This window comes from Nonomuraea jabiensis, assembly GCF_014204795.1.
Classification (GTDB): domain Bacteria; phylum Actinomycetota; class Actinomycetes; order Streptosporangiales; family Streptosporangiaceae; genus Nonomuraea; species Nonomuraea jabiensis.
On the sequence record NZ_JACHMB010000001.1, the window covers coordinates 7,791,558 to 7,812,068 of the forward strand.

The 20,511-nt window shown below is 72.8% G+C and carries 16 protein-coding genes; 8 read left to right on the forward strand and 8 right to left on the reverse strand.

Annotation, left to right across the window (positions count from 1 at the left end; translation table 11 throughout):
* Positions 1–165 precede the first annotated feature (165 nt).
* On the forward strand, positions 166–969 hold the full coding sequence (locus HD596_RS35600) for an SAM-dependent methyltransferase (protein WP_185073865.1): 804 nt from the start codon (positions 166–168) through the stop codon (positions 967–969).
* A 2-nt stretch (positions 970–971) separates the two neighbouring features.
* A complete protein-coding gene (locus HD596_RS35605; protein WP_185073867.1) occupies positions 972–1,460 on the forward strand; it encodes a hypothetical protein in 489 nt (162 codons plus the stop codon).
* 38 nt (positions 1,461–1,498) lie between these two features.
* On the opposite strand, the gene HD596_RS35610 is transcribed toward HD596_RS35605, so the two are convergent.
* Complete coding sequence (locus HD596_RS35610) at positions 1,499–5,470, reverse strand: S8 family serine peptidase (protein ID WP_185073869.1); 3,972 nt, start codon at positions 5,468–5,470, stop codon at positions 1,499–1,501.
* Between the two features lie 153 nt (positions 5,471–5,623).
* On the opposite strand from HD596_RS35610, the gene HD596_RS35615 reads away from it, so the two are divergent.
* Entirely contained in the window at positions 5,624–6,598 is a 975-nt protein-coding gene (locus HD596_RS35615) for a helix-turn-helix domain-containing protein (protein ID WP_185073871.1), read from the forward strand.
* A gap of 9 nt (positions 6,599–6,607) precedes the next feature.
* On the opposite strand, the gene HD596_RS35620 is transcribed toward HD596_RS35615, so the two are convergent.
* Both HD596_RS35620 and HD596_RS35625 read right to left on the reverse strand, forming a co-directional pair.
* On the reverse strand, positions 6,608–7,144 hold the full coding sequence (locus HD596_RS35620) for a GNAT family N-acetyltransferase (protein ID WP_185073874.1): 537 nt from the start codon (positions 7,142–7,144) through the stop codon (positions 6,608–6,610).
* Between the two features lie 51 nt (positions 7,145–7,195).
* Positions 7,196–10,684 carry a serine/threonine-protein kinase gene (locus HD596_RS35625; RefSeq protein WP_185073876.1) on the reverse strand — a complete coding sequence of 1,163 codons (3,489 nt, stop codon included), beginning with the start codon at positions 10,682–10,684 and terminating at the stop codon, positions 7,196–7,198.
* Positions 10,685–10,782: 98 nt separating this feature from the next.
* Here HD596_RS35625 and HD596_RS35630 point away from each other — a divergent pair, with 98 nt between their 5' ends.
* Complete coding sequence (locus HD596_RS35630) at positions 10,783–11,892, forward strand: sensor histidine kinase (RefSeq protein WP_246557489.1); 1,110 nt, start codon at positions 10,783–10,785, stop codon at positions 11,890–11,892.
* Positions 11,832–12,470, forward strand: a complete 639-nt coding sequence (locus HD596_RS35635; protein WP_185073880.1) for a response regulator — start codon at positions 11,832–11,834, stop codon at positions 12,468–12,470. The genes HD596_RS35630 and HD596_RS35635 overlap by 61 nt, the downstream gene beginning before the upstream one ends.
* Positions 12,471–12,474: 4 nt before the next feature.
* Here HD596_RS35635 and HD596_RS35640 read toward each other — a convergent pair whose 3' ends face one another.
* The 4 genes from HD596_RS35640 to HD596_RS35655 all read right to left on the reverse strand — a co-directional run bounded on the left by HD596_RS35640 (position 12,475) and on the right by HD596_RS35655 (position 14,995).
* On the reverse strand, positions 12,475–13,458 hold the full coding sequence (locus HD596_RS35640; RefSeq protein WP_185073882.1) for an FkbM family methyltransferase: 984 nt from the start codon (positions 13,456–13,458) through the stop codon (positions 12,475–12,477).
* Between the two features lie 23 nt (positions 13,459–13,481).
* Entirely contained in the window at positions 13,482–14,252 is a 771-nt protein-coding gene (locus tag HD596_RS35645) for a DUF2267 domain-containing protein (RefSeq protein ID WP_185073884.1), read from the reverse strand.
* Positions 14,253–14,335: 83 nt separating this feature from the next.
* Positions 14,336–14,545 (reverse strand): three-helix bundle dimerization domain-containing protein, encoded by a 210-nt coding sequence (locus tag HD596_RS35650; protein ID WP_185073886.1) that lies wholly within the window; start codon positions 14,543–14,545, stop codon positions 14,336–14,338.
* A gap of 90 nt (positions 14,546–14,635) precedes the next feature.
* Entirely contained in the window at positions 14,636–14,995 is a 360-nt protein-coding gene (locus HD596_RS35655; protein WP_185073888.1) for a luciferase domain-containing protein, read from the reverse strand.
* Positions 14,996–15,219: 224 nt separating this feature from the next.
* Between HD596_RS35655 and HD596_RS35660 the strand changes: the two genes are divergently transcribed.
* The 3 genes from HD596_RS35660 to HD596_RS35670 all read left to right on the forward strand — a co-directional run bounded on the left by HD596_RS35660 (position 15,220) and on the right by HD596_RS35670 (position 19,359).
* Positions 15,220–16,635 (forward strand): alkaline phosphatase PhoX, encoded by a 1,416-nt coding sequence (locus tag HD596_RS35660; protein WP_313045635.1) that lies wholly within the window; start codon positions 15,220–15,222, stop codon positions 16,633–16,635.
* Between the two features lie 252 nt (positions 16,636–16,887).
* Positions 16,888–18,306 (forward strand): amidase, encoded by a 1,419-nt coding sequence (locus HD596_RS35665; protein ID WP_185073890.1) that lies wholly within the window; start codon positions 16,888–16,890, stop codon positions 18,304–18,306.
* A gap of 84 nt (positions 18,307–18,390) precedes the next feature.
* Positions 18,391–19,359: a hypothetical protein gene (locus HD596_RS35670; RefSeq protein ID WP_185073892.1), complete on the forward strand. Its 969-nt coding sequence runs from the start codon at positions 18,391–18,393 to the stop codon at positions 19,357–19,359.
* 204 nt (positions 19,360–19,563) lie between these two features.
* On the opposite strand, the gene HD596_RS35675 is transcribed toward HD596_RS35670, so the two are convergent.
* The gene (locus HD596_RS35675; RefSeq protein WP_185073894.1) at positions 19,564–20,394 is read right to left on the reverse strand and encodes a trypsin-like serine protease; all 831 of its coding nucleotides are present in this window, start codon (positions 20,392–20,394) and stop codon (positions 19,564–19,566) included.
* Positions 20,395–20,511: the final 117 nt, after the last annotated feature.

Consider the following 20,511-nt stretch of genomic DNA (forward strand, 5'->3'; position numbering starts at 1 on the left):
TCAGCTTAAACCGGAAGGCGGGGCCGAAGCCGCCTTCCAGGGCCGCGGCGCGTACGGCGTGCCGCGCGGCGAAGCAGACGGCTGGCGACATTACGGCGATAAGCGCATTTGTCGGGCCGGATCCGCCTATGATCCTGAAGATCGACTCCGTGAGGAAGGGCACCTGTGGGCGAGAAGTCGGATGAGTGGAAGAGCGCGATCGACACGACCAGGCCCAGCATCGCCAGGGCCTATGACGTCGTCCTGCACGGCAAGGACAACTTCGAGGTCGATCGCGCGTTCGTCGCGGAGATCGTCAAGGTCATCCCGGAGATCTACGACGTGGCGGCCTACAACCGCCAGATCCTGGACCGCGGCGTCCGGTTCATGATCGAGCAGGGCATCACGCAGTTCCTCGACCTCGGCTCGGGGCTGCCGACCGTGGAGAACACCCACCAGGTCGCGCAGCGCGCGAACCCGGAGGCCCGCGTGGTCTACGTCGACAACGACCCGATGGTGCTGGCCCACGGCAGGGCGCTCCTGGCCGAGAACGAGCGCACCGCGGTGGTCACCTCGGACCTGCGCGACCCGGCGGTGATCCTCGGTGACGAGGCCGTCCAGAGGCTCATCGACTTCGACCGCCCGGTCGGCGTGATGCTCGTCGGCATCCTGCACCACCTGCACGACGACGAGGACCCGCAGGGGATCGTCGAGGCGTACATGGCCGCCGTCCCGTCGGGCAGCTACCTGTTCATCACCCACTTCTGCGACTCGAGCCAGGAGTCCCGCGAGGCGGAGAAGCAGTACCTCGCGCTCCTCGGCACCGGCAGGTTCCGCACCGTCGCGGAGATCACCGGCTTCTTCCAGGGGTTCGAGCTGGTGGAGCCGGGTGTCGTGCCGCTGCCGCTGTGGCGCCCGGAGGCGGCCGTCCCCGAGGAGCTGACCGTGGGCCAGCGCCTCATGTTCGGCGGCATCGCCCGCAAGCCCTGACCGTGCCGCCGCGCCGGGGCACCGAGCTGAGCCGGGCGGCCGTGGACCTGGCCCGGCGGCAGGGCGCGGCCCCCGAGCTGATGTACGTGGTGGACCTGCCCGGGTACGAGGTGGCCGAGCAGTCGGTCGGCGTGATCAACGACGACGGGTTCGGCGCGGTCTACGTCTCACCTGACGGCAAGCGGGTGGAGCTGCGGATCGACCGCGGGCCGTACGTACGCACCGGCACGTGCGAGCGCGACGGCGGCGGCTGGTACGCCGTGAACGGCGGCGACCAGGAGTACGCCGCCGTTCGCAAGGACCACCACATCCGGCTGATCTGCCCGGTCGGCCAGGTGGACCGGGCGGTGCTGAAGCGGGCCGCCCAGGGCGCCCGCCCGGTGACCGGCACGGGGCCGCCCGCCCCCTCGCCGCCGGCCCCGGTGGAGCGCGGCGACCTGCCCAGGAACGGGGACGCCGCCCCGGGCCGGCGGACCGGACCAGGCGGCTGAGAGCGGGGGCCAGGGTGTCCCGGCCCCCGCTCCCGCGCTCACTTCACGAGGTAGGCGTCGGAGAGGATTTGCTGGACGGAGTTGCCGTCCCTGTCCTGCGCCTCCACCTTGATCGAGATGCTGCCGGGGCCCTTGGGGTTGACCGCCAGCACCTTGCCGCCGGGCAGCACCGCGGCCCGGGTCCAGTGCGCGCCCTTGTCCCCGGAGATCCAGGCCGCCCGCAGCGACGGTGAGCGGCCGCCCTCGGTCCTGACGGTGAAGGTGAACGGCCGGCCGCCCTGGACCGTGTCGTTCTCCGGCAGCCCGAGCTCGTAGCGCAGCCGGATCATCGGAACCTGGGCGCAGGGCTGCTTGTCCTCCCACAGCACGGAGTCCAGGCAGGGGTAGGGGTTGCTGTCGCCCGTGGGGCGGGCGGAGCGGAACGTCCAGCTGGTCTCGACCCCGGTGCCGGCGTGCTTGCCGGGGAACGCGTCCTTCCACGAGCTCGTCAGCCGGTAGGTGCCGGACCCGGCGGGGACGCTGTAGAAGGGCACGCCCAGGTCGTCGTACTGCGGCTTGACCTCGGTGGCGCCGCTGAACAGCCGGATCTCCTCGGTCCCCGGCGCGCCCTGGTACATGTGGGTCGGGTCGGAGGCGTCGGAGTAGTAGCCGAAGCCGGCCGGACTGAGCGCGCGCAGCCGCAGCCGGTCGCCCTGGCGGCAGCCGTCGCAGTAGATGACGGGGCTGATCCAGTCCGGCAGGCCGGGGCCGGCCGCGAACTGCGAGGGCATGATGGCCTCGTTCCAGTCCTCCCGCTCCTTGGCGCCGCCGGTGAAGCCGCGGGCGGAGGAGGCGAAGCGGGCGGCGCCCGCGGGGGCGTCGATGAAGGTGTACTCGCGCTCCCACAGCACGTCCCGGCCGGGCGCGTTGTAGTACTCGGTCCTGGCCGTGGGCCCGGCGAAGGCGTGCGAGCCGCGGATGCTGAAGCGCTGCTCGGGGATGTAGGTGTGGTTGACCTCGGTGAAGTTCGTGTACGGGCCCCACGTGCCGGGCTCGGGGGCGAACTGGGCGTGGTAGGTGGTGTCGATCTCGGTGAGCTCGCGCGCCTTCGGGGCGAAGTTCAGGCGGCCCGCCGTGGTGCCCTTCAGGTAGTAGGCCAGCTTGTACTCGTACGGGGTGGTCGGCGTGACCCGCAGGGCGGCGCTCGGGTACGGCTTGCGGGCCAGGGCCTTGCCGAGCCGGTCCGCCTCGCCGCTGTCGATCCACAGCACCGGGATCTTGTTGTGGTCCGTGTAGTGCGAGTCGCTGAGCAGCCAGGCGAACCGGTCGCTGGTGACCACGCCGGCGGCCCCCGCCTTGATCGCCAGGTCCACGTCGGCCGTGAAGAGGTCGAGCGAGTCCCTGGCCGGGAGGTACACGAGCTTGCCGCGGGCGTCCGCGCCGCCGCGCACGTCGTCGCCCGTGGTCAGGCTCAGGCGCCGGTCGGCGGCGAACTTCGGCACCAGCGGGTCGTGCTCGCTGACGTAGTGCGGGTTGAGCCGGAGCCCCGGCACGGCCAGCTCGACCTCGGGCGCGCGGCGGACCTGGTCGAACAGCACCGTGGAGGTGCCCACCGTGGGCGCCTTGCGCACCGGCGCGACCCAGAATTTGCCCCGGTTGACCGGCTCGTAGCTGAGCAGCGACGCGCCCCCGTACATCTGGCCCGAGGCGGTCGTGCGGACGACCATCACGTTCATGAACACCGGCTCGGACGCGCGCGGCGTGCTCACCTGGATCGGCTCGACGTCGGTGGCGTCCAGGGTCAGCGTGGTGTCGCCGTCGAGCTTGATCTCGGGGGCGAGCAGCAGGGCGTTCTGGATCTGCCGGTCCGGCCTGGTGTACCACCAGGGCATGTCGCCGATGGAGTAGACGCCGCCGTGCGCGAGCTTGAGCTCGGTCTCCAGCGTGCCGGGCGTGTCGGTGGTCCGCCAGTTCTCGGTGGCCGTGGTCATCGGCTCGCCCTGGAGGAGCGGGTCGGTGTCGCTGACCCGGAGGGCGGACAGGATCCCCGGGTTGAGCGTCCATTCCGGCTTTCCGACCAGCCTGACGCGCAGGGTGTCCAGCTTGGCGCCCTTGTGGAGGGCGATCGGCGCGGTCAGCCGGGTCGTGCCCGCGGTGGCCGTCAGGCGGCCCTCGTACCAGCCGGGGTCGCCGAGCGTGGGCTCGACGGTGAGGTCCGCGCTCGCGGACCCGCCCGCGGGGACGGTCAGCGACGACGGGGTGAGCGTGGCCATCCCGGCGGGCGGCTGGGCGTCACCGCGCTTGAGCGTCATCGACAGGGCCAGCGTGACGGGGTCCTTGCCGGTGTTGCGGAAGGTCACCTTCCTGCTCAGCGTCTGGCCGGTGTACGGGTCGGTGAACCCCGCGTGGACCGTCGCCAGGTCGTCGAAGACCTGCTGGGTGACGGCCTGCCCGATGTCCAGCCGCCCCGAGCCCTGGTCGTAGACCGTGGCGTCGATCGGCTTGGCGGTGCCCGTCAGCGCGGTCTTGAGCTGCTCGGGCGTCCAGTCGGGGTGCTGGGCGGCGAGGATCGCGGCGGAGGCGGCCACGTGCGGGGCGGCCATCGAGGTGCCGGACGCCGCGGTGTAGTTGTCGTCGATCGGGCCGCCGCCCGGGACGCTGCTGCCCTCGCCCAGCGAGGTGCCCGCCGCGCGCGCGGCGATGATGTTCACGCCGGGGGCGGTGATCTCCGGCTTGATCGCGAAGTCCTCGCTCAGGCGCGGGCCGCGGCTGGAGAACGAAGCGATCTTGTCGGCCGAGTCCACGGCGCCGACGGTGAGCGCCGAGGTCGCGGCGCCGGGGGAGGCGATGGTGTACCGGCCGGGGCCCGCGTTGCCGGCCGCGACCACGAACAGCGTGCCGTACTCGGCGGTCAGCTCGTTGGCCGCCTGGCTCAGCGGGTCGGTGCCGTCGGTCGGGCTCTGGCTGCCCAGGCTCATGTTGACCACCCGGACGTGCTCGGTGGCCGCCTGCCACTGCATCGCCGCGATGATCTCGGAGTTGTTGCCGCTGCCCGTGTCGTCCAGGGCCTTGGCGATGGTCAGCCTGGCGCCGGGGGCGACGCCCTTGTACTTGCCGCCGGAGGCGGCGCCGCTGCCCGCGATGATGGACGCCACGTGGGTGCCGTGACCGACCCGGTCGGTGACCTCGTCGGGGTTGCCGCCGCCCGGCTTGCCGGCCGGGACGAAGTTGCGGGACGAGACGATCCTGCCCTGCAGGTCAGGGTGCGCCAGGTCGATGCCGCTGTCGATGACGCCGACCTTGGCGCCCGTGCCGTCGTAGCCGGCCGCCCAGGCCGCGGGGGCGCCGATCTGCGGGTTGCTGACGTCGTCGAGCGCCTTGACCTTGCCGTCGAGCCACACCTTGCGCAGGCCGCTCGTCAGGGCTCTGGCGTCGTTCTGGCCCCCTCCCAGGGACTGCCAGAACGCGGCGGCCTGCTTCTTGTCCACCTTGATCGCGGCGCCGTCGATGCTCTCCAGCACCATCGGCTCGGTGCCGCCCTTCAGCGACCTGGCCTTGCCCGCCAGGTCGGCGGCCCTGGTCTGCGGCTGGTATTGCACGATGAGCGGCAGCTGCGTGGTCCTGGCGTCGGCGTAGCCGTTGGCCGCCAGGTAGTCGACGTTGAACAGCTCCTTGTCCACCAGGCCCCTGCTGACGTAAGGGGCGGCGTCAGCGGGGATCACGTAGTAGCCGTGGTCGTCCTGCTGGGCCTGGTACGTCCGCGCCTGCTCGCCCTCGACGGGCTCCAGCGTGGCCGAGGCGCGGCCCGCGGCGTCCTTGGAGTAGGTGACGGTGTCCCCGGTGATCAGCGTGATCCTGACCGGCGGCAGGCCGGTCACCGGCGCGTTCGCCCTCGTGGCCGCCCCGGTCGTGGCGGTCGTGACGGTCGTGACGGTCGCCGCGGTGGCCGGCTCCGGGGCCGCGGCGAGCGGCACCGCGAGTAAGGACGCGAATAAGGCCACGAGTCCGCGGCGCCGGGGGGTGGACAGCATACGCACACCTTTCTCCAGACCTGGGAAACGCCGGAGATCGTTTCCTCGCTGACCTAATCTGGGAATCAGTCAGGGCACAAGTCCGCCGAACGGGCCAAAACCCGCCAGGTGGCGGTAACCCGCCATCCCGCGGGCGGAGAAAGGGCGTCGCCGATGCTCGGAGCGATCGGCCTGTCACCGGCCGAGAGCCGCCTCTACGCGACGCTCGTCGAGAACCCGCGATCCTCCGCCGCCGAGCTCGCCACGCACTGCGGCGTCTCGACGCCCCTGGCGGCCCGGACGCTGGCGGCCTTCGCGCGGCGCGGCCTGGCCAGCAGGTTGCCGGGCCGCCGCGCCCGTTACGTCGCCGTCGCCCCCGACATCGCCTTCAGGCCGCTGCTCACCCGCCAGGAGGAGGAGCTCCACCAGGTGCGCACGGCCATCCACGAGCTCACCACGTCGTTCCACCTGGCCTCCCGCTACGCGGCGCACCCGGCCGAGCAGGTCGAGGTCGTCACGGGGACCGACAACATCATCAGCAGGGCGTACGCGCTCCAGGACAGCGCGCAGAGCATGTTCCGCAACATCGACAAGCCCCCGTACGTCATGCGCGGCCACGCCGACAACGTCGAGCGCGAGCGGCGCATGCTCAGGTCGGGCATCGACTACCGCAGCGTGTACGACCTGGAGTCGCTGGCGCTGCCCGGCAAGCTGCGGCTCGTCCAGGACTCCGTGGCCCACGGCGAGAAGGCCCGCGTGGTGGCCGGGGCGGCGGCCAAGATGTGGATCGCCGACGACGCGCTCGCGCTGATCCCCATCCGCAACGGGGCGTACGCCATCGACGCGGCGTTCATCCTGCACCGGTCCGCCCTGCTCGACGCGCTGATCGCGCTGTTCGAGCTCGAGTGGCGGCGGGGGTTCCCGCTGCGCGGGGCGCCCCGGCCCGCCGCCGGCCCCGGCGAGCCCGACGAGCTGACCCGGGATCTGCTCGCGCTGCTCGCGGGCGGCCTGACGGACGAGGCCATCGCGCGGTCGCTGGGGCTCGGGCTGCGCACGGTTCAGCGCCGCATCCACGCCGTCATGCAGGAGCTGAACGCCATCACCCGCTTCCAGGCGGGGCTGGCAGCCCGGGAGCGCGGCTGGATCTAGCCCCGGTCATCACGCGTCCGGCCGGGTCAGGGTGAAGACCGACGCTCGCGACCGCGGGTAGAAGTCCGGCGGCAGCGGGCCCGCCTCCCGCCACCCGAGCCTGCGGTAGAGGCCGGCGGCGGGTGCGCCGGGGTCGGTGATGAGCCAGGCGGAGGACCGGCCGGCGGTCATCCGGTCGAGCAGGCGCGCGCCGATCCCCTGGCCCTGGTGGCCGGGGTGGACGAAGAGCTCGACGACCTCGAAGGCGCCACGGGTCAGCGCGGTCGCGGCGGGCAGGCCGAACGCCGTGACGAGGGCGTCGTAGACGCGGTTGCCGCTCAGCTCGTCCGGGGTCGGCCAGCCGTAGCAGACGCCGGTGAGCCGACCGGCGCCGTCGCTCGTGGTCAGCGCGCTGAAACCCGGTTTGGCGGCGCCCGCGGCGAGCTTGGCGGGGTAGCGTCCGAGCTGCTCGGGGGTCTCCGACCACGGCGGAGCGGCGTAGCAGCGCTCGTAGAGGTCGATGATCTGGGCGGATATCGCGGTGATGCCAGGTCCGTCGTGATGCATGCACGCAGCCTAATTGCGAAAAGTTTGCAAGAGCAATATACCCGCATTATCTTACCGAGCCGCGCACACGTCCTGGTACGGCACGTCCTGGAGGTAGCGGTCCCATTCGGCGGGCGTGAGCGTGCGGCCCGCCCGCGCGCACACCTTCCCGATCACCAGCGCGTCCCCGACGGGCACCTCGCGCACGGCCCCGGCCGTCAGGCCGTCCTGCATGCCGACGTACAGGACGCTCCCGTCGGGGCCGAAGGCCATGGACGAGGGGGCGAACTCCCCGACCCGGTACGAGCTGCCCAGCCGGCGCCTGGACCGGACGTCCCAGAGCTCCAGCACGCCCTCGTCGGTGGACGTGGCGAGGGTCCTGCCGTCCGGCGAGAAGACCATGACGGAGCTGGCGCCGGCGGCGCGGGGCAGGACGGGACGCAGCGGCGTCGGGCCCTTGACGTCCCACAGCCCGATCCGGTGGGTGGCGGACTCCTGTACGGCCAGGAGCCCGTCACGGCTGACGGCCAGCGCGCCGGCATCGCCGAGCCCGGAGCCGGCGGCCTTGCCGGTCATCACGTCGACCAGCCGGCCGTCGGCCGAGACGAACACCTGCCGCCCCGGAAGGAAGGGGCCGACGTTCAGCCGGGTCTGGTACGCGGCCACCACGCGGCCGTCGGCGGCGTCCAGCACCGCCATGCTCATCAACGGGCTCTGGCCCAGCAGGAGGGTGATGGCGATCCTGCGCCCGTCGGGGGTGAAGTCGACGTACGCCGGCTGGTAGTCGCCTTCCCCCACCCGCTTGGACCAGAGTTTCCGCCTGCTCGCCAGGTCCCACAGGGTGATCGTGCGGTCCATGCCGGCGACGGCCAGCCTGGTGCCGGCGTCGTCCATACCCAGGACGGATCCTTCCTCCCCGACACGCATGCGGCCCGCCTCCTTGCGCGTCCGCAGGTCGAACACGCTCAGCTCGGCGTCGTTCGCCCACGACACCGCCCAGTGGGCGTCAGGGCTGAGCCTCGGGGTGTCGGGCAGGGCGACGGACGGGGTGCGCGGCGTGAGGTCCACGCTGATGACGGTGTCGTCGACGAGGTAACGCAGCGTCCTGCCGTCGGGGTCGAAGCGGACGTCGCCGAACTCGCCCTCGGCGCGGTAGCGCAAGACGGTCCGCTGGTCGCTGATCCGCATGACCTCCAGGTCGCGGCCGTAGAAACCGGCGATGTAGCGCCCGTCGGCGCTGAAGCGCAGCCGCGCGGAGTCGTGGCAGATCCCGCAGTTCAGCGTCTCCTTCAGCGTGCGCTCCCGCCCCGTGACGGCGTCCACGAGGACGATGTCGCCCGCGACGTCGGCGCAGGCCAGGGTCTTGCCGTCCGCGCTGTAGGCCGCCAGCACGTGGTTCCTCACGCAGGCGGGGAAGGGGCGTTCGACGGTCCAGCCGGGCAGGGCGATCTGGTCGAACCGGTAACCGGGCAGCAGCAGGTGCTTTCCCGTCGGGTCCACGAGCGGCGCGGGGGTCTGCGCCATCGTCCGGTCCGCATAGACCATCCGGCCGAATCGCTTGCCCGTGGTCACGTCGATGAGGAAAGGGACGTCGTCGGCCATGGTGACCACGAGCGTCGTCTCGTGCTCGCCGAACACGACGCCGTAGCCGCCGTTCCCGGTCGCCTCGAGCGATCTCCGCACCAGCGTCCTGCCCGTCTTCAGGTCCCAGACGCCCAGCTCGTCGGAGGTGGTCTGGGCGAGCAGGCGCCCGCTGCGGCTGAGCGCCGGGCCCTGGATGATCGTCCCGCGCAGGGTCATGCCGGGCCAGCTCGCCGTCCGCCTGCCGGTGCGCACGTCGTAGACGTTGACGCCGCCCTCGCTGAAGCTGACCAGCGTGCGCCCGTCGCGGCTCAGCGTCCGCCGGCCCATGCCCTTGACCGGCGGGTCGCGGAAGGCCGCCGTCTCCTGCTGCTGGAGCGAGCCCATCAGACTGGAGCGGGCCTCCGGCTGCGGCGAGACCCGGTACGCGGCCACGCTGAGCAGCATCGCCAGGCTCGGGTCGGCGGTGCGCATGCGGTCGGCCTCGGCCGCCACCTGCTTGGCGGTCAGGATGTCGAGCCGCTCGACGGCCTGCCGGCGCTGCCACACGGCCAGCCCGCCCGCCACCAGCGCCACCGCCAGCAGCCCCGCCAGCGCCGTCGTGACCAGCGTCCTGCGCCGGGAGCGCCGCCTGGTCAGCTCGGTGCCCGCACGCAGGAAATCGCGCTCGAACGGGGTCAGCGTCAGATGCCTGCGGCCGGTCGCCGCCCAGCTCAGCGCCTGCTCCAGGCGGCTGCCCTGCAGCACGTCGCCGTCGCGCCGGCCGTGCTCCTCCCAGTGCCGCGCCGCCGCGTTGATCTGGTCCAGCATCTCCAGCCCGGCGCGCTCGGCCTCCATCCAGGTGCGCAGGCGCGGCCAGGCCCGCAGCAGGCCGGGACGCGCCAGCGCCACCGACCCGTCCCTGGTGGTGACCACGTACGAGAACGCCTCCAGGATCCGCTGGACGGCCGCCGCCTCGTGGTCCGGCCGGCCGCCGAACAGCTCCTCGTGGCCGGCCGTCCGCAGCGTCTCCTGGCCGTCGGCGTTCACTGCGACCAGCCGCAGGAACACCTCGGCCGCCAGGTCGCGCGCCTCCGGGCCGAGCGAGCCGTAGGCGTCCTCGGCGATCGCGCCCAGCGCGGGGTCGTCCCGGTCGGGCACCCGCATCCCCCCGGCGCGGCGGCTGCCGGCCGCCAGCAGCCCGCCCACGTCCGACCCGTCGCCGCTGACCAGCGCCAGCAGCAGGTCGCGGGCGGACGGCCGGGCCCGCGGATCCTTCTCCAGCGCGGCCTCGATCAGCGTGGCCAGCCCCGGGGGCAGCGCGCTCAGGTCGGGGTGGTGCGTCAGCACGCGGTGCATGACGCCACCCAGGTTCTCGCCGCCGAACGGGTCCTGCCCGGTGGCCGCGAACACCATGATCGCGCCCCACGCGAAGACGTCGGCCGGCATCCCCGCCCGCTGCCCGGTCAGCACCTCGGGCGCCATGTAACCGGGCGTGCCCGCCAGCTCGCCGGTCCTGGTCAGCGACATCTCCGCCGTCCTGGCGATGCCGAAGTCGATCACGCGCGGCCCGTCCGGGCCGAGCAGCACGTTGTCCGGCTTCAGGTCGCGGTGGACGACGCCCGCCTCGTGGATCGCGGTGAGCGCCGTGGCCACCGCCGTCGCCAGCCGGTGCAGGTCGTCGCCGGTGAAGCGCCGCCCCTCCCGTACGGCCTCGCGCAGGCTCGGGCCCGGCACGTACTCCGAGACCAGGTACGGTTTGCCGCCGTCGAGATCGGCCGCCAGCAGCCGGGCGGTGCAGAACGAGGCCACCCGCTCGGCGGCGGCCGCCTCCTTGGCGAAGCGCCCGCGGTCTCCCGCCGCGTGCAGCACCTTCACCGCCACCCGCCGGCCGTCGGGGTCGTAGGCGTCGTACACGACCCCCTGACCTCCCGCGCCGAGCCGCCCGGCCAGCCAGTAGTCCCCGATCCGCTGCGGGTCCCCCGCGATCAGCGCCTCCACGGCGGGTTAGATGCCCCCGGTCCCGCCAAAGTTGCGGCGGGCCCCCAGGGAGTCCGGCCGGGGTCCGGTCTGCGCGTATCGTCTGTCCGGTGAGCTGGATGTGGGTCGCCGACGCCGTACCGGCGCTGGCCGCGCTCTCGTTCGCGGTTTCATCGGTGGGGGCCGCGCCGTTTCAGCGGCGGCTCAGGGCACGCCTGCCCGCGCTGGCCCTCCTGGCCGCGGCCGTCTCCCTGGCCGTCACGCTCGCCCACGTCATGGGCGCGTTGGAGGCGGCGCCGGGCGCCGACCTGCTGGGGATGGCCGAGGGCCTGGCGCTCGCGGCGCTGGCCGGCCTGGTCGTCCGGTACGCGCCGCCCCGGCGGGCGGCCCCGGCCGCGTCGGCGGCGGGCCTGGCCGGGGCCGTCTGGCTGCTGCGGTTCTTCTTCCCGGTCTCGTTCCTGGAAGCGGTGGGCGCGTGCGCGTTCTGGGGCCTGGGCGCGCTCCTGGCCGCCGCCGTGGGCGGCTACCTGCGCTTCCTCGACGTACGGCAGGCGCGCGCGACGGCCGACGCCCGGACCGCGCTGCGGCTGCGGCTGGCCCGGGACCTGCACGACTTCGTCGCCCACGACCTCAGCGAGATGGTGGCGCACGCCCAGGCGGGCATGGTGGCGGGCGATCCGCTGCGCGCCCTCGAACGCGTCGAGGCGGCCGGCCAGCGCGCCCTGTCGATGCTGGACCGGACCCTGGACACGCTCCACCACGACCTGCCCCTCACCCCGGCGGGCGACCTCGACGGCATCCGCGCCGCCGCCGAGCGCTTCTCCGAGGCGGGGCCCGCCGAGGTCCGCCTGCGCATGGACGCGGTGCCGGCGGTGCCCGCGGACACCGGGGCCCTGGCCTACCGGATCGTGATCGAGGGGCTGACCAACGTGCGGCGGCACGCCCCGCGGGCGGCCCGGGTCGACCTCGCCGTGACCGCGGAGTCCGGCGCGCTCGAGATCACCATGACCAACGACGGCGTGGCGGGAACAAGGGGCGGCCGGCGAGGCGGGTCCGGTCTGCCCGCTCTGGCCGCGCTCGTCCGGGAACAGGGCGGTGACCTGGTGGCGCGGGCCGTACCGGACGGGTGGTCGCTGGCCGCCCGGCTGCCGCTGGCACAATCGCCGGGGTGGCCATCCGCATCCTCATCGCCGACGACCAGGAAGGCATCCGCGCCGCCTTCCGCCTGATCCTCGACGCCCAGCCCGACATGACCGTCGTGGCCGAGGCCGCCGACGGCCGGGCCGCGATCGAGACCGCCAGGGCGATCGGGCCCGACGTGGTGCTCGCCGACATCCGCATGCCCGGGGCCGACGGCATCGAGGTGGCCCGCGCCCTGGCCGGCTCCGGCATCCACGTCGTGATCGTCACCACGTTCGGGCTGGACGAGTACGTCGACGCGGCGCTGCGGCACGGCGCCTCCGGGTTCGTCCTCAAGCGCTCCGGCCCCGCGCTGCTGGTCGAGGCCGTCCGGGCCGCGATGAACGGCGACATGCTCATCAGCCCCCAGCTCACCGTCCGGCTGCTCCGCCAGCGCGGCCTGCCGGAGACACCTTCCGGGGCGCCGCACGTCGTCCTCACCCAGCGCGAGGACGAGATCGTGGCGATGGTGGCGCACGGCAGGACCAACGCCGAGATCGCCGCGGAGCTCTGCCTCGCGCCGGGCACGGTCAAGAACCACATCGCCGCGATCCAGCGCAAGATCGAGGCCAGGAACCGGGTCGCCATCGCCGCGTGGGCCTGGGCCACCGGCAGGGCCGAGCCGTGATCCCTCAGGGTGTGCCGAGGCCGTGCCACTGCCGTAACGCGTCGAGGTGCTCCGGCCTGCCGACGGCGGCGAGGTTGGAGCGGTAGAGTCCGATCGCGTGCGGGTCGTCGAGCTCCGCCCGCGTGCACGGCCGCAGGACGTTGTCCAGCTCGTCGATCACGAAGACCCAGGGGTAGCGGGCGAAGACGAGGTCGAGCAGCTCGCCCGCGGCGCAGCCGCAGTTCTCCTGGAGCTCGGGATGCACCTCGAACAGCAGCGCCGGCAGCGCGGCCAGGGTCTCGGCCGCGCCCCGCAGCACGAAGCCCTCGTAGCCCTCGACGTCGATCTTGATGAGGTCGGGCGGGCCGAGGCCGCCGCCGGCGAGGTAGGAGTCGATCGAGGTCATGGGTATGGTGAGGGCGCCCGCGGCGGTCCCGACGTTCGCCGCGGCGGCCGAGTGCTTGCCCGTCTGCTCGCCCGACAGGTGCACGGTGAGCCGGCCCGGCGCCGCCCCCACGGCCACGGGCTCGATGGTCACCCGGCCGGCGAGGTCGTTGCGCTCCACGTTGCGCCGCAGGTAGCCGAGGTTCTCCGGCACCGGCTCGAAGGCGATCAGGCGGCCGTCCGCGGGCAGGCGCGCCGCGCCGGTGCAGGTGTAGACGCCGATGTTCGCCCCCACGTCGAGGACGGAACGGCTGATCGAGGCCAGCCGCTCGAAGACGCCGACCTCGAACTCCTCGTAGTAGCCCGCCGAGACCGAGGGCATGATCGTGGCGTCCCACGCCGGGCCGGTCAGCACGACGCCCCGGTAACGGGCCTCGGCGTCGCCCTCGCCCGTGGTCACGCCCAGCCGGAACACCGTGTGGTAGAGCCGGTTGACCAGGGCGAAGCGCCGGATGCTGCGACCGCGTAAGAGCCTGCGGGCCAGCGGGCTCCGGTTCGCCGCCCTGGCCGCCCGCATCACCCGGATGGCGAGCCCCTGCCGTAGCCGCTTGATCAAGATGAACATGAAACACATCCTGCCGACAAATGTCAGGGGCGCGGGAGCAAGATCCGGTATTCGTCGGGCAGCCGGCCCGCCACGTCGGCGTACTCCTCACCGGCGATCGACTCGCGCAGCATGGCGAAGACCGCCCTGGCGTGCTCGCGGGCGCGCTCGGGGGAGACGCCCTCGCGCGTGGCGATCCGGCGGACGAACTCCTCCAGCGCGACCTCCCGGCCGGGCCCCGCGCCCACCCCGCGCTTCAGCGGCGCGTGCAGCTGGACGGGCAGCTGGCCGACCAGGTCCTCGACCTTGCCCGGGGCGATGCGCTCGGCGAGCGTCTCCAGCGCCGCCTCGGTGGCCCGGCGCGCGCCCGCGTAGTCGAGCCCGGCCCGTTCCGCGACCCCGGCCAGGAACTCCCTGGCCGGCACGATCTCGACGTACCCGCGCCCGGCCTCGGCGACCAGGGCCTCGAAGTCGTCCGGGAGGTCGGCCGCCATGTCGGCGAACTCCTCGGGACTCACCGCCTGCCCCATCGCCCAGAACACCGCGCGGGCGTGCCGCCCGGCCGTCTCGGCGTCGACCCCGGCGCGCTCGGCCACCCGCCGCAAGAACTCCTCGACGCCGAAGGTCTCGGGGTCCCGCTCGGTGTAGAGCCAGGGCATCGCCTCCGGGGGCAGCTCCCTGAGCAGGTCGCGGCTCTCGTCCTTCGAGAGCCGCTCGGAGAGCGTACGGAGCGTGGCCTGCACGGCGCGTTCGGCGGCCTGGGGCCCCGCCCCGGTCTGCTGCTCCACGATCTTGAGCAACTGGTCGTAGTACATCCCCGCTCCCCGCGCCGAGCCTGTCGAGTTCCGCCTGCTCAGCTACCCCGGAAAAGGGGAGCGTCACCCCTCGGGCGGCCCCGTCAGACGGTGCCGCCGCGCAGCAGCTCCTTGGAATCGTGTTCCACGAGCACCGGGATGAAATCGCGCACCGGGCTGGTGGCGAATCGGTCATAGGCCGTCCGCACTGCCGCCTCGACCTGCTCGGCCGAGCGCGTGCCGGTGAATCTGGCGACCAGCCTGGTCACCACGTCCTGGATCGCCTCGCGTTCGAGGCGCTCGTCGTACGCCATGACCTTGTCATAGCACGTTCCAAAGCCCGCCCCATAGAGCACTTTTTCGGTATAAATCAGTCACCATGGGCGGGCGGCCCATGCCCGATATCAAGCGACCTCCGGCACGGCGTGCGCCTTGATCGCCACGCTGGTCAGCGCCAGCAGCAGATCAAGGTCCGGCTCGGCCTCGACCCTCAGGGTCACCCACGCGTGGTCGGCGCCCACCTGGACCTGAACGCAGTCGCGCAGGTACGGCTCCAGCCGCTCGATCGCGGGCTCCGTCAGGCACAGGCTCACCTCGTCCGCGCCGGTCAGGCGCAGGATCTCGGTGCCGCGGACGGTGAAGGCCATGCCACGCCTGGTGTCGCTCAGCTCCAGGGCCGGCCAGGACAACAGCTGGGCCACCGCTCGGGCCACGTACGGCCCCCGGCGCCCGGTCGATCGCCGCCTGGCGGAAATGACTGTCACGTTTCCATGCTGATGCACCGCACCACGGACCCGCCATCGTCCGTTCTTCAACTGTTATCCGCGTCGTGAGAATTTCGATCCCATGGTCGCCCGCCAGGGCGACGGACGGGACCGGTTATTCATCCGGCGTTCATCATGCGGACTGCGGGCGGCGCGGCGGCCGTCTCCGTGGCATCGTTGGGTCGGCTGGTGTACAAGCGTCCAGACGCTAGAGGAGATGTCCCGTGTCCTCACCCGTTCCCCCTCCGATTCCTCGTCGTTCCTTCCTCGGCCGCGCCGCCGCGGGGAGTCTCGGCATCGCGTTAGCCGGCAGCATCGAGACCATCGCGGGCCCGGCCGCGTTCGCCGCCACCCGGCCCCCGCTCGGCTACGGCCCGCTGGTCCCCGACCCGGCCGGCATCCTCGCCCTGCCCGCCGGGTTCTCGTACCGCATCGTCGCGGAGGCGGGGGTGACGCTGCTGGAGAGCGGCGAGCCGACCCCGAGCGACGCCGACGGCACGGCGGCCTTCTCGCACGGCCGGGGTGCCACGCTGGTCAACAACCACGAGATCGGAGGCAGCGAGCCGTATCGGGTGCCGGCGCTGCCCGGCCTCACCTACGACCCCGGCGCCGGGGGCGGCACCACCAACATCGACGTCGACGCGCGCGGCGAGCGGATCCGCGAATACGTGAGCCTGGCCGGCACCCACAACAACTGCGCCGGCGGCAAGACCCCCTGGAACACCTGGCTGACCTGCGAGGAGACCGAGCAGCGCGCCGGCGGGGCCTACCAGAAGGACCACGGTTACGTCTTCGAGGTCGACCCGTTCGACCGCGAGGCCAACCAGGACCCGGTGCCGCTGAAGTTCCTCGGCCGCTACTCGCACGAGGCCGTCGCCGTCGACCCGAGGACGTCGGCGATCTACCTGACCGAGGACGCCGGCGGGCCGAACGGCCTCTACTACCGGTGGACCCCGCCGAGGAAATTCCACGGTCGCAAGGGCGCGCTGCGGGCGCTGGCGCTGTCCGAGGGCGGCGACACCGCCGGCAAGCTGGAGGCGCTGAGCTGCTACCGGGACGACACGCACGTCGCCGACCTGTCGGAGGCGACCGAGCCGGGCACGCGCTTCAAGGCCCGCTGGGTGGAGGTGCCCGACCGCGACGCCAAGACCCAGTCGGTACGCCTGCAGTTCGCCAACGACCAGGTCACCCGCAGTCGCAAGCTGGAGGGCGCCTGGTGGGGCGACGGCGGCGCGTACTTCGTGGCCAGCTTCGCCCGGCACACCGACGGCAGCGTCAACGAGCACGACGGCCAGGTGTGGTTCTACGACCCGCGCACCGAGACCGTCACGCTCAAGGTCATCTTCGGCGTCAACCCCGACCCGAGCCAGGACACCAACTTCGACGGGCCCGACAACATCACGGTCTCGCCGTACGGCGGGGTGATCCTCGCCGAGGACGGCGAGGGCATCCAGCACCTGGTGGGCGTCAGCGCGCACGGCAAGTCGTACCCGCTGGCGCGCAACGACCTCAACGACAGCGAGTTCACCGGCCCGACGTTCAGTGCCGACGGCCGCATCCTGTTCGCCAACATCCAGTCGCCCGGCCACGTCTTCGCCATCACCGGCCCGTGGCGGCGCTCCGGGCACGCCGGCGACTGACGCCGGCCCGCTCTCCCGGCGCGCGAGCCGTGCGCCGGGAGGGCCCCGCTCGCGGGGAAAACCGCTCGACGGCCCTGGGCGGCACCCGCCACCATGGGTCGTGATGTACCGAGCGTAGAAGCACCTCGATCACAGCAGGGGATGGCCCCCGAGTCGCGGCCATCGCCTCTGTTCAGGCTGTTCGTCGTCGGCGGCGCCCCGGGCGCCGCCCACCGCCACATGTGATCGAGGACGCTCAGAAAGAGGCTCTTCATGGAGCTCTACGAATACGCAAGGTACGACGCCGTCGGGATCGCGGATCTGATCAGGTCGGGCGAGGTCACCGCCGGCGAGGTCGAGGCCACCGCCAGGCGGGCCCTGGAATGGGCCGACGCGCAGGTCAACGGCCTGGCCCTGCCGGTGTTCAGCCAGGCCCTCGCGCACGCGGAGGACGGGCCGTTCGCCGGGGTGCCGTTCCTGATCAAGGATCACGGGCCGGTGGCCGAAGGGGTGCCGTTCACCCTCGGCAGCCGGGCCCTGCCGGGCATCGTCCCCGGGCGCGACACCGAGCTGATGGCCCGCTTCCGGGCCGCCGGCCTGGTCACGCTGGGCCTGACCACCGTCCCGGAGCTGTGCCTCAGCTTCGCCACCGAATCGCTCAGGTACGGGCCCACCCGCAACCCCTGGGACCTGGACAGGGGCGCGGGCGGGTCGAGCGGCGGCGCGGCCGCCCTGGTCGCCGCCGGCGCCGTGCCCGTCGCGCACGCCAGCGACGGAGCCGGGTCCATCCGCGTCCCGGCCTCCTGCTGCGGGCTGGTCGGGCTCAAGCCGAGCCGCGGCCGGATCAGCTGCGGGCCCGACGCGGGCGAGGCGATGCTCGGCATGTCGTACGAGTTCGCGCTCACGCGGACGGTCCGCGACGCCGCGCACCTCCTGGACGCCGTCCAGGGACCCGGCATCGGCGACAGGTACACCGCGCCGCCCCCACGGCGCCGCTACGCCGACGAGGTCGGGGCCGACCCCGGCCGGCTGAGGGTGGCGGTGACCACCAAGGCGTGGTCGGGGGCCGAGGTGGACGGCCGGGTGGCCGAGGCGGCGCTGCGGGTGGGCCACGCGCTGGAGCGGGCCGGGCACGACGTCACCGAGGCCGGCCCGGCCGTGGACGGCGAGGCGATCATGCGCAGCCTGGTGGCCGAGAGCGTGGCGATCGCCTCCACGCTGCTCATGGCCCCCAGGCAGCCCGACCAGGCCCGGATGGAGGCCGTCTCCCGGCAGGCCCTGCGGGTGGCGCGGGAGTACACCGGGCTCGACCTGCTGGCCGCCCTCGACGCCCAGAACCGGGTCACCCGCTCCGCGGGCGCGTTCTTCACCGAGCACGACCTGCTCGTGAGCCCCACGCTGGCCCGCCTGCCCGCGCCGCACGGCACGCTGCGCTACGACGATCCCGAACACACGCTGACGAGCTGGCTGGAGTCGCTCGACGGCTACGGGCCGTTCACGGTGCTGTTCAACGTCACCGGGCAGCCCGCGATCAGCCTGCCGCTCGGCCACGCCGACGGGCTGCCCGTCGGCGTGCAGATCGTCGCGCCTTACGGCCGCGAGGACCTGCTGTTCCGGATCGCCGCCCACCTGGAACAGGCGATGCCCTGGAAGGACCGGACGCCACCGGTCTTCGCGGGAGACCGTTCCTAGGTGCCGAACGGCACGGTCGCCGGGGTCAAGAGGTGCCGAACGGCACCTGGCCCCGGCGACCGGGCTGCCGGGAGGCTTGATCGCATGGAAACCCTCACTTCCGGCCGGCGCGGCTACGCGGCGGCGCTGTGGGCGCTGGGCTACGGCCTGCTCGGGGCGGCGTGGGCGCTGGGGACGCCCGGCTTCCCCTGGGGCGCCTCGGACCCCGACCCGGACGGGGCGCTGTCCGTCCTGGCCGGCACGACGCCGGGCTTCGGCTGGTGGATCGCCGCCTTCGCGCTGCTCGCCCTGGTGACGGCGCTGGCGCTGGCCCGCGGGAACGGCGGCCGCGCCCCGCTCTACCTGGCCTGGCCGATCGCCGTGCTCCTGATCCTGGTCGTCCCCGACTCCCGGCTCATGATGGGCCTGGCCTACACGCCCCTCCTGCTGGTCGCGCCGCTGTTCGGCTGGAGCCTGGGCGGCGTCACCATCGCCGACGCCTGGCCGTGGCCGGTGCTCAACCAGCTCGTCTGCGTGCTCGGCGGGCTGCTGCTGGCCGCCGCGGCGCTGGCGTACGGCCGCGGCCGGGACGCGGGGCGCTGGTTCACCCCCGAGCGGGGGCGCCGGGCCGTGTCCGTGGCGGTCGCGGTGCCGCTGGTCTACTGCCTGACCCGGTGGGCCTGGGCCCTGGGCATCCCGCTCGGCGTGAGCCCGGAGTTCCTCGCGCAGGGCGAGGACGGCCTGTGGCTGGCCGGCGCGTACCTGGCGACCTTCGGCGCGTTCGGCGGCGTGCTCACGCTCGGGCTGACCCAGCGGTGGGGTGAGGTCTTCCCGCGCTGGATCCCCGGCCTGCGCGGCAGGCGGGTGCCGCCCCTGCTGGCGGTCATCCCCGCCGGGCTCGTCTCGATCGTCGTCACCGTGGCCGGGCTGACCTACATCAGGCAGACGATCGCCGGCCGGTTCACCCTGGACGAATGGGGCGCCTGGCTCCCGGAGTGCTTCTGGCCGATCTGGGGCGCCGCCCTGGCCACCGCCACGATCTGCTACTCCCGGCGCCGGGTCACAGGCAACTGACGGGGAGTAACCGGGCGCGCTCGTGACCCGCTCTTGGTGTCCGCCTCAGTACGCTCCCGTGCGTGATGGAAGACAAGAGCCGGAGCAGGCGGCGGATCAGCATCGACGGAGCGGGCATCGAGAGGCGCAGGACGGCGATCCAGGCGCTGGTGGATCAGGCGCCGCCGCCGGCGGACGCGCGGGTCCCGATGCCCCGCCCCATCTTCAGCCCGCGCTCGGACGGGCCGGAAGCGCCGCGATCGCCGCTGACCAGGCATCTCCGGGAAGGGTGACGTACTTGCCGAGGAACTGCCGCGCCGAGGCGGAGTCCAGGCGGTAGTCGTAGTTGGTCTTCCGGCAGGCGTCGTCCGCACCGGAGATCGTCGTGGCGATGAGGAGGTGCGAGGTGAGCCCGCCCAGGAAGTTCGGGCCGCCCGAGTCGCCGAAGCAGGTGCTCCCGTCGCCCTTGGTGGACAGCGAGAGGTTGAGCCATCTCGGGGTCATGCTCTTGTACGAGATGGTCGCCTGGTGGCGCGTGTCGGTGTAGTAGAAGCGCTGGCCGCGCGGCTTCTTCTTGGTGGGCTGGAGCGAGCCGTACCCGACGGGGGTGAAGCGTGCGGACTCCAGCTTGTTCTCGGCCTTGAGGAGGTCGAGCAGGCCCGCGGCCGGCAGCTGGGCGGGCGTGATGTTCGGGACGGGCTTGTTGAAGACGACGACGGCCATGTCGTGCAGGTCCGACTTCTTTGAGAAGCGCGGGTCCGGGATGTAACGGCCGGTGTAGACCTGGGCCCCGCGCTTGTAGTGGTCGGCGAAGGAGACGGTGGCCGTCTTCTGCTTCGGCTCACCGCAGTGGGCGGCGGTGAGCAGGACGGTCGGCGAGATGAGCGTTCCGGTGCAGTACGCCCACGTGCCGTCGGGATTCGGCTCATCGGAGATGAGAGCCCCTACTTCCGGGTGGGTGTCACCGTCGGCGGAGCCGTTGGTGATGGCCGCTGCGGGAGTCGCGGTGTACGCCAGCGTCGCGGCGACAACCATGACAAAAGGGACATAACGCATTCCCGAAGTTTAGGGGTCAGAAGGTGATGAATGGCACATATAGGCAAAAAGATCTACTTGTTTTCCAGGGAAAGGCCGGTTTGGCGGCGCATTTCCGGAGCCGGGGGCATTGCGTCT

Coding starts and splice junctions, on each gene's coding strand:
- HD596_RS35665 (WP_185073890.1), top strand. CDS start 16,888: ATGGAGCTCTACGAATACGCAAGGTACGACGCCGTCGGGATCGCGGAT.
- HD596_RS35650 (WP_185073886.1), bottom strand. CDS start 14,545: ATGGCGTACGACGAGCGCCTCGAACGCGAGGCGATCCAGGACGTGGTG.
- HD596_RS35670 (WP_185073892.1), top strand. CDS start 18,391: ATGGAAACCCTCACTTCCGGCCGGCGCGGCTACGCGGCGGCGCTGTGG.
- HD596_RS35640 (WP_185073882.1), bottom strand. CDS start 13,458: ATGTTCATCTTGATCAAGCGGCTACGGCAGGGGCTCGCCATCCGGGTG.
- HD596_RS35610 (WP_185073869.1), bottom strand. CDS start 5,470: ATGCTGTCCACCCCCCGGCGCCGCGGACTCGTGGCCTTATTCGCGTCC.
- HD596_RS35645 (WP_185073884.1), bottom strand. CDS start 14,252: ATGTACTACGACCAGTTGCTCAAGATCGTGGAGCAGCAGACCGGGGCG.
- HD596_RS35615 (WP_185073871.1), top strand. CDS start 5,624: ATGCTCGGAGCGATCGGCCTGTCACCGGCCGAGAGCCGCCTCTACGCG.
- HD596_RS35675 (WP_185073894.1), bottom strand. CDS start 20,394: ATGCGTTATGTCCCTTTTGTCATGGTTGTCGCCGCGACGCTGGCGTAC.
- HD596_RS35630 (WP_246557489.1), top strand. CDS start 10,783: ATGTGGGTCGCCGACGCCGTACCGGCGCTGGCCGCGCTCTCGTTCGCG.
- HD596_RS35620 (WP_185073874.1), bottom strand. CDS start 7,144: ATGCATCACGACGGACCTGGCATCACCGCGATATCCGCCCAGATCATC.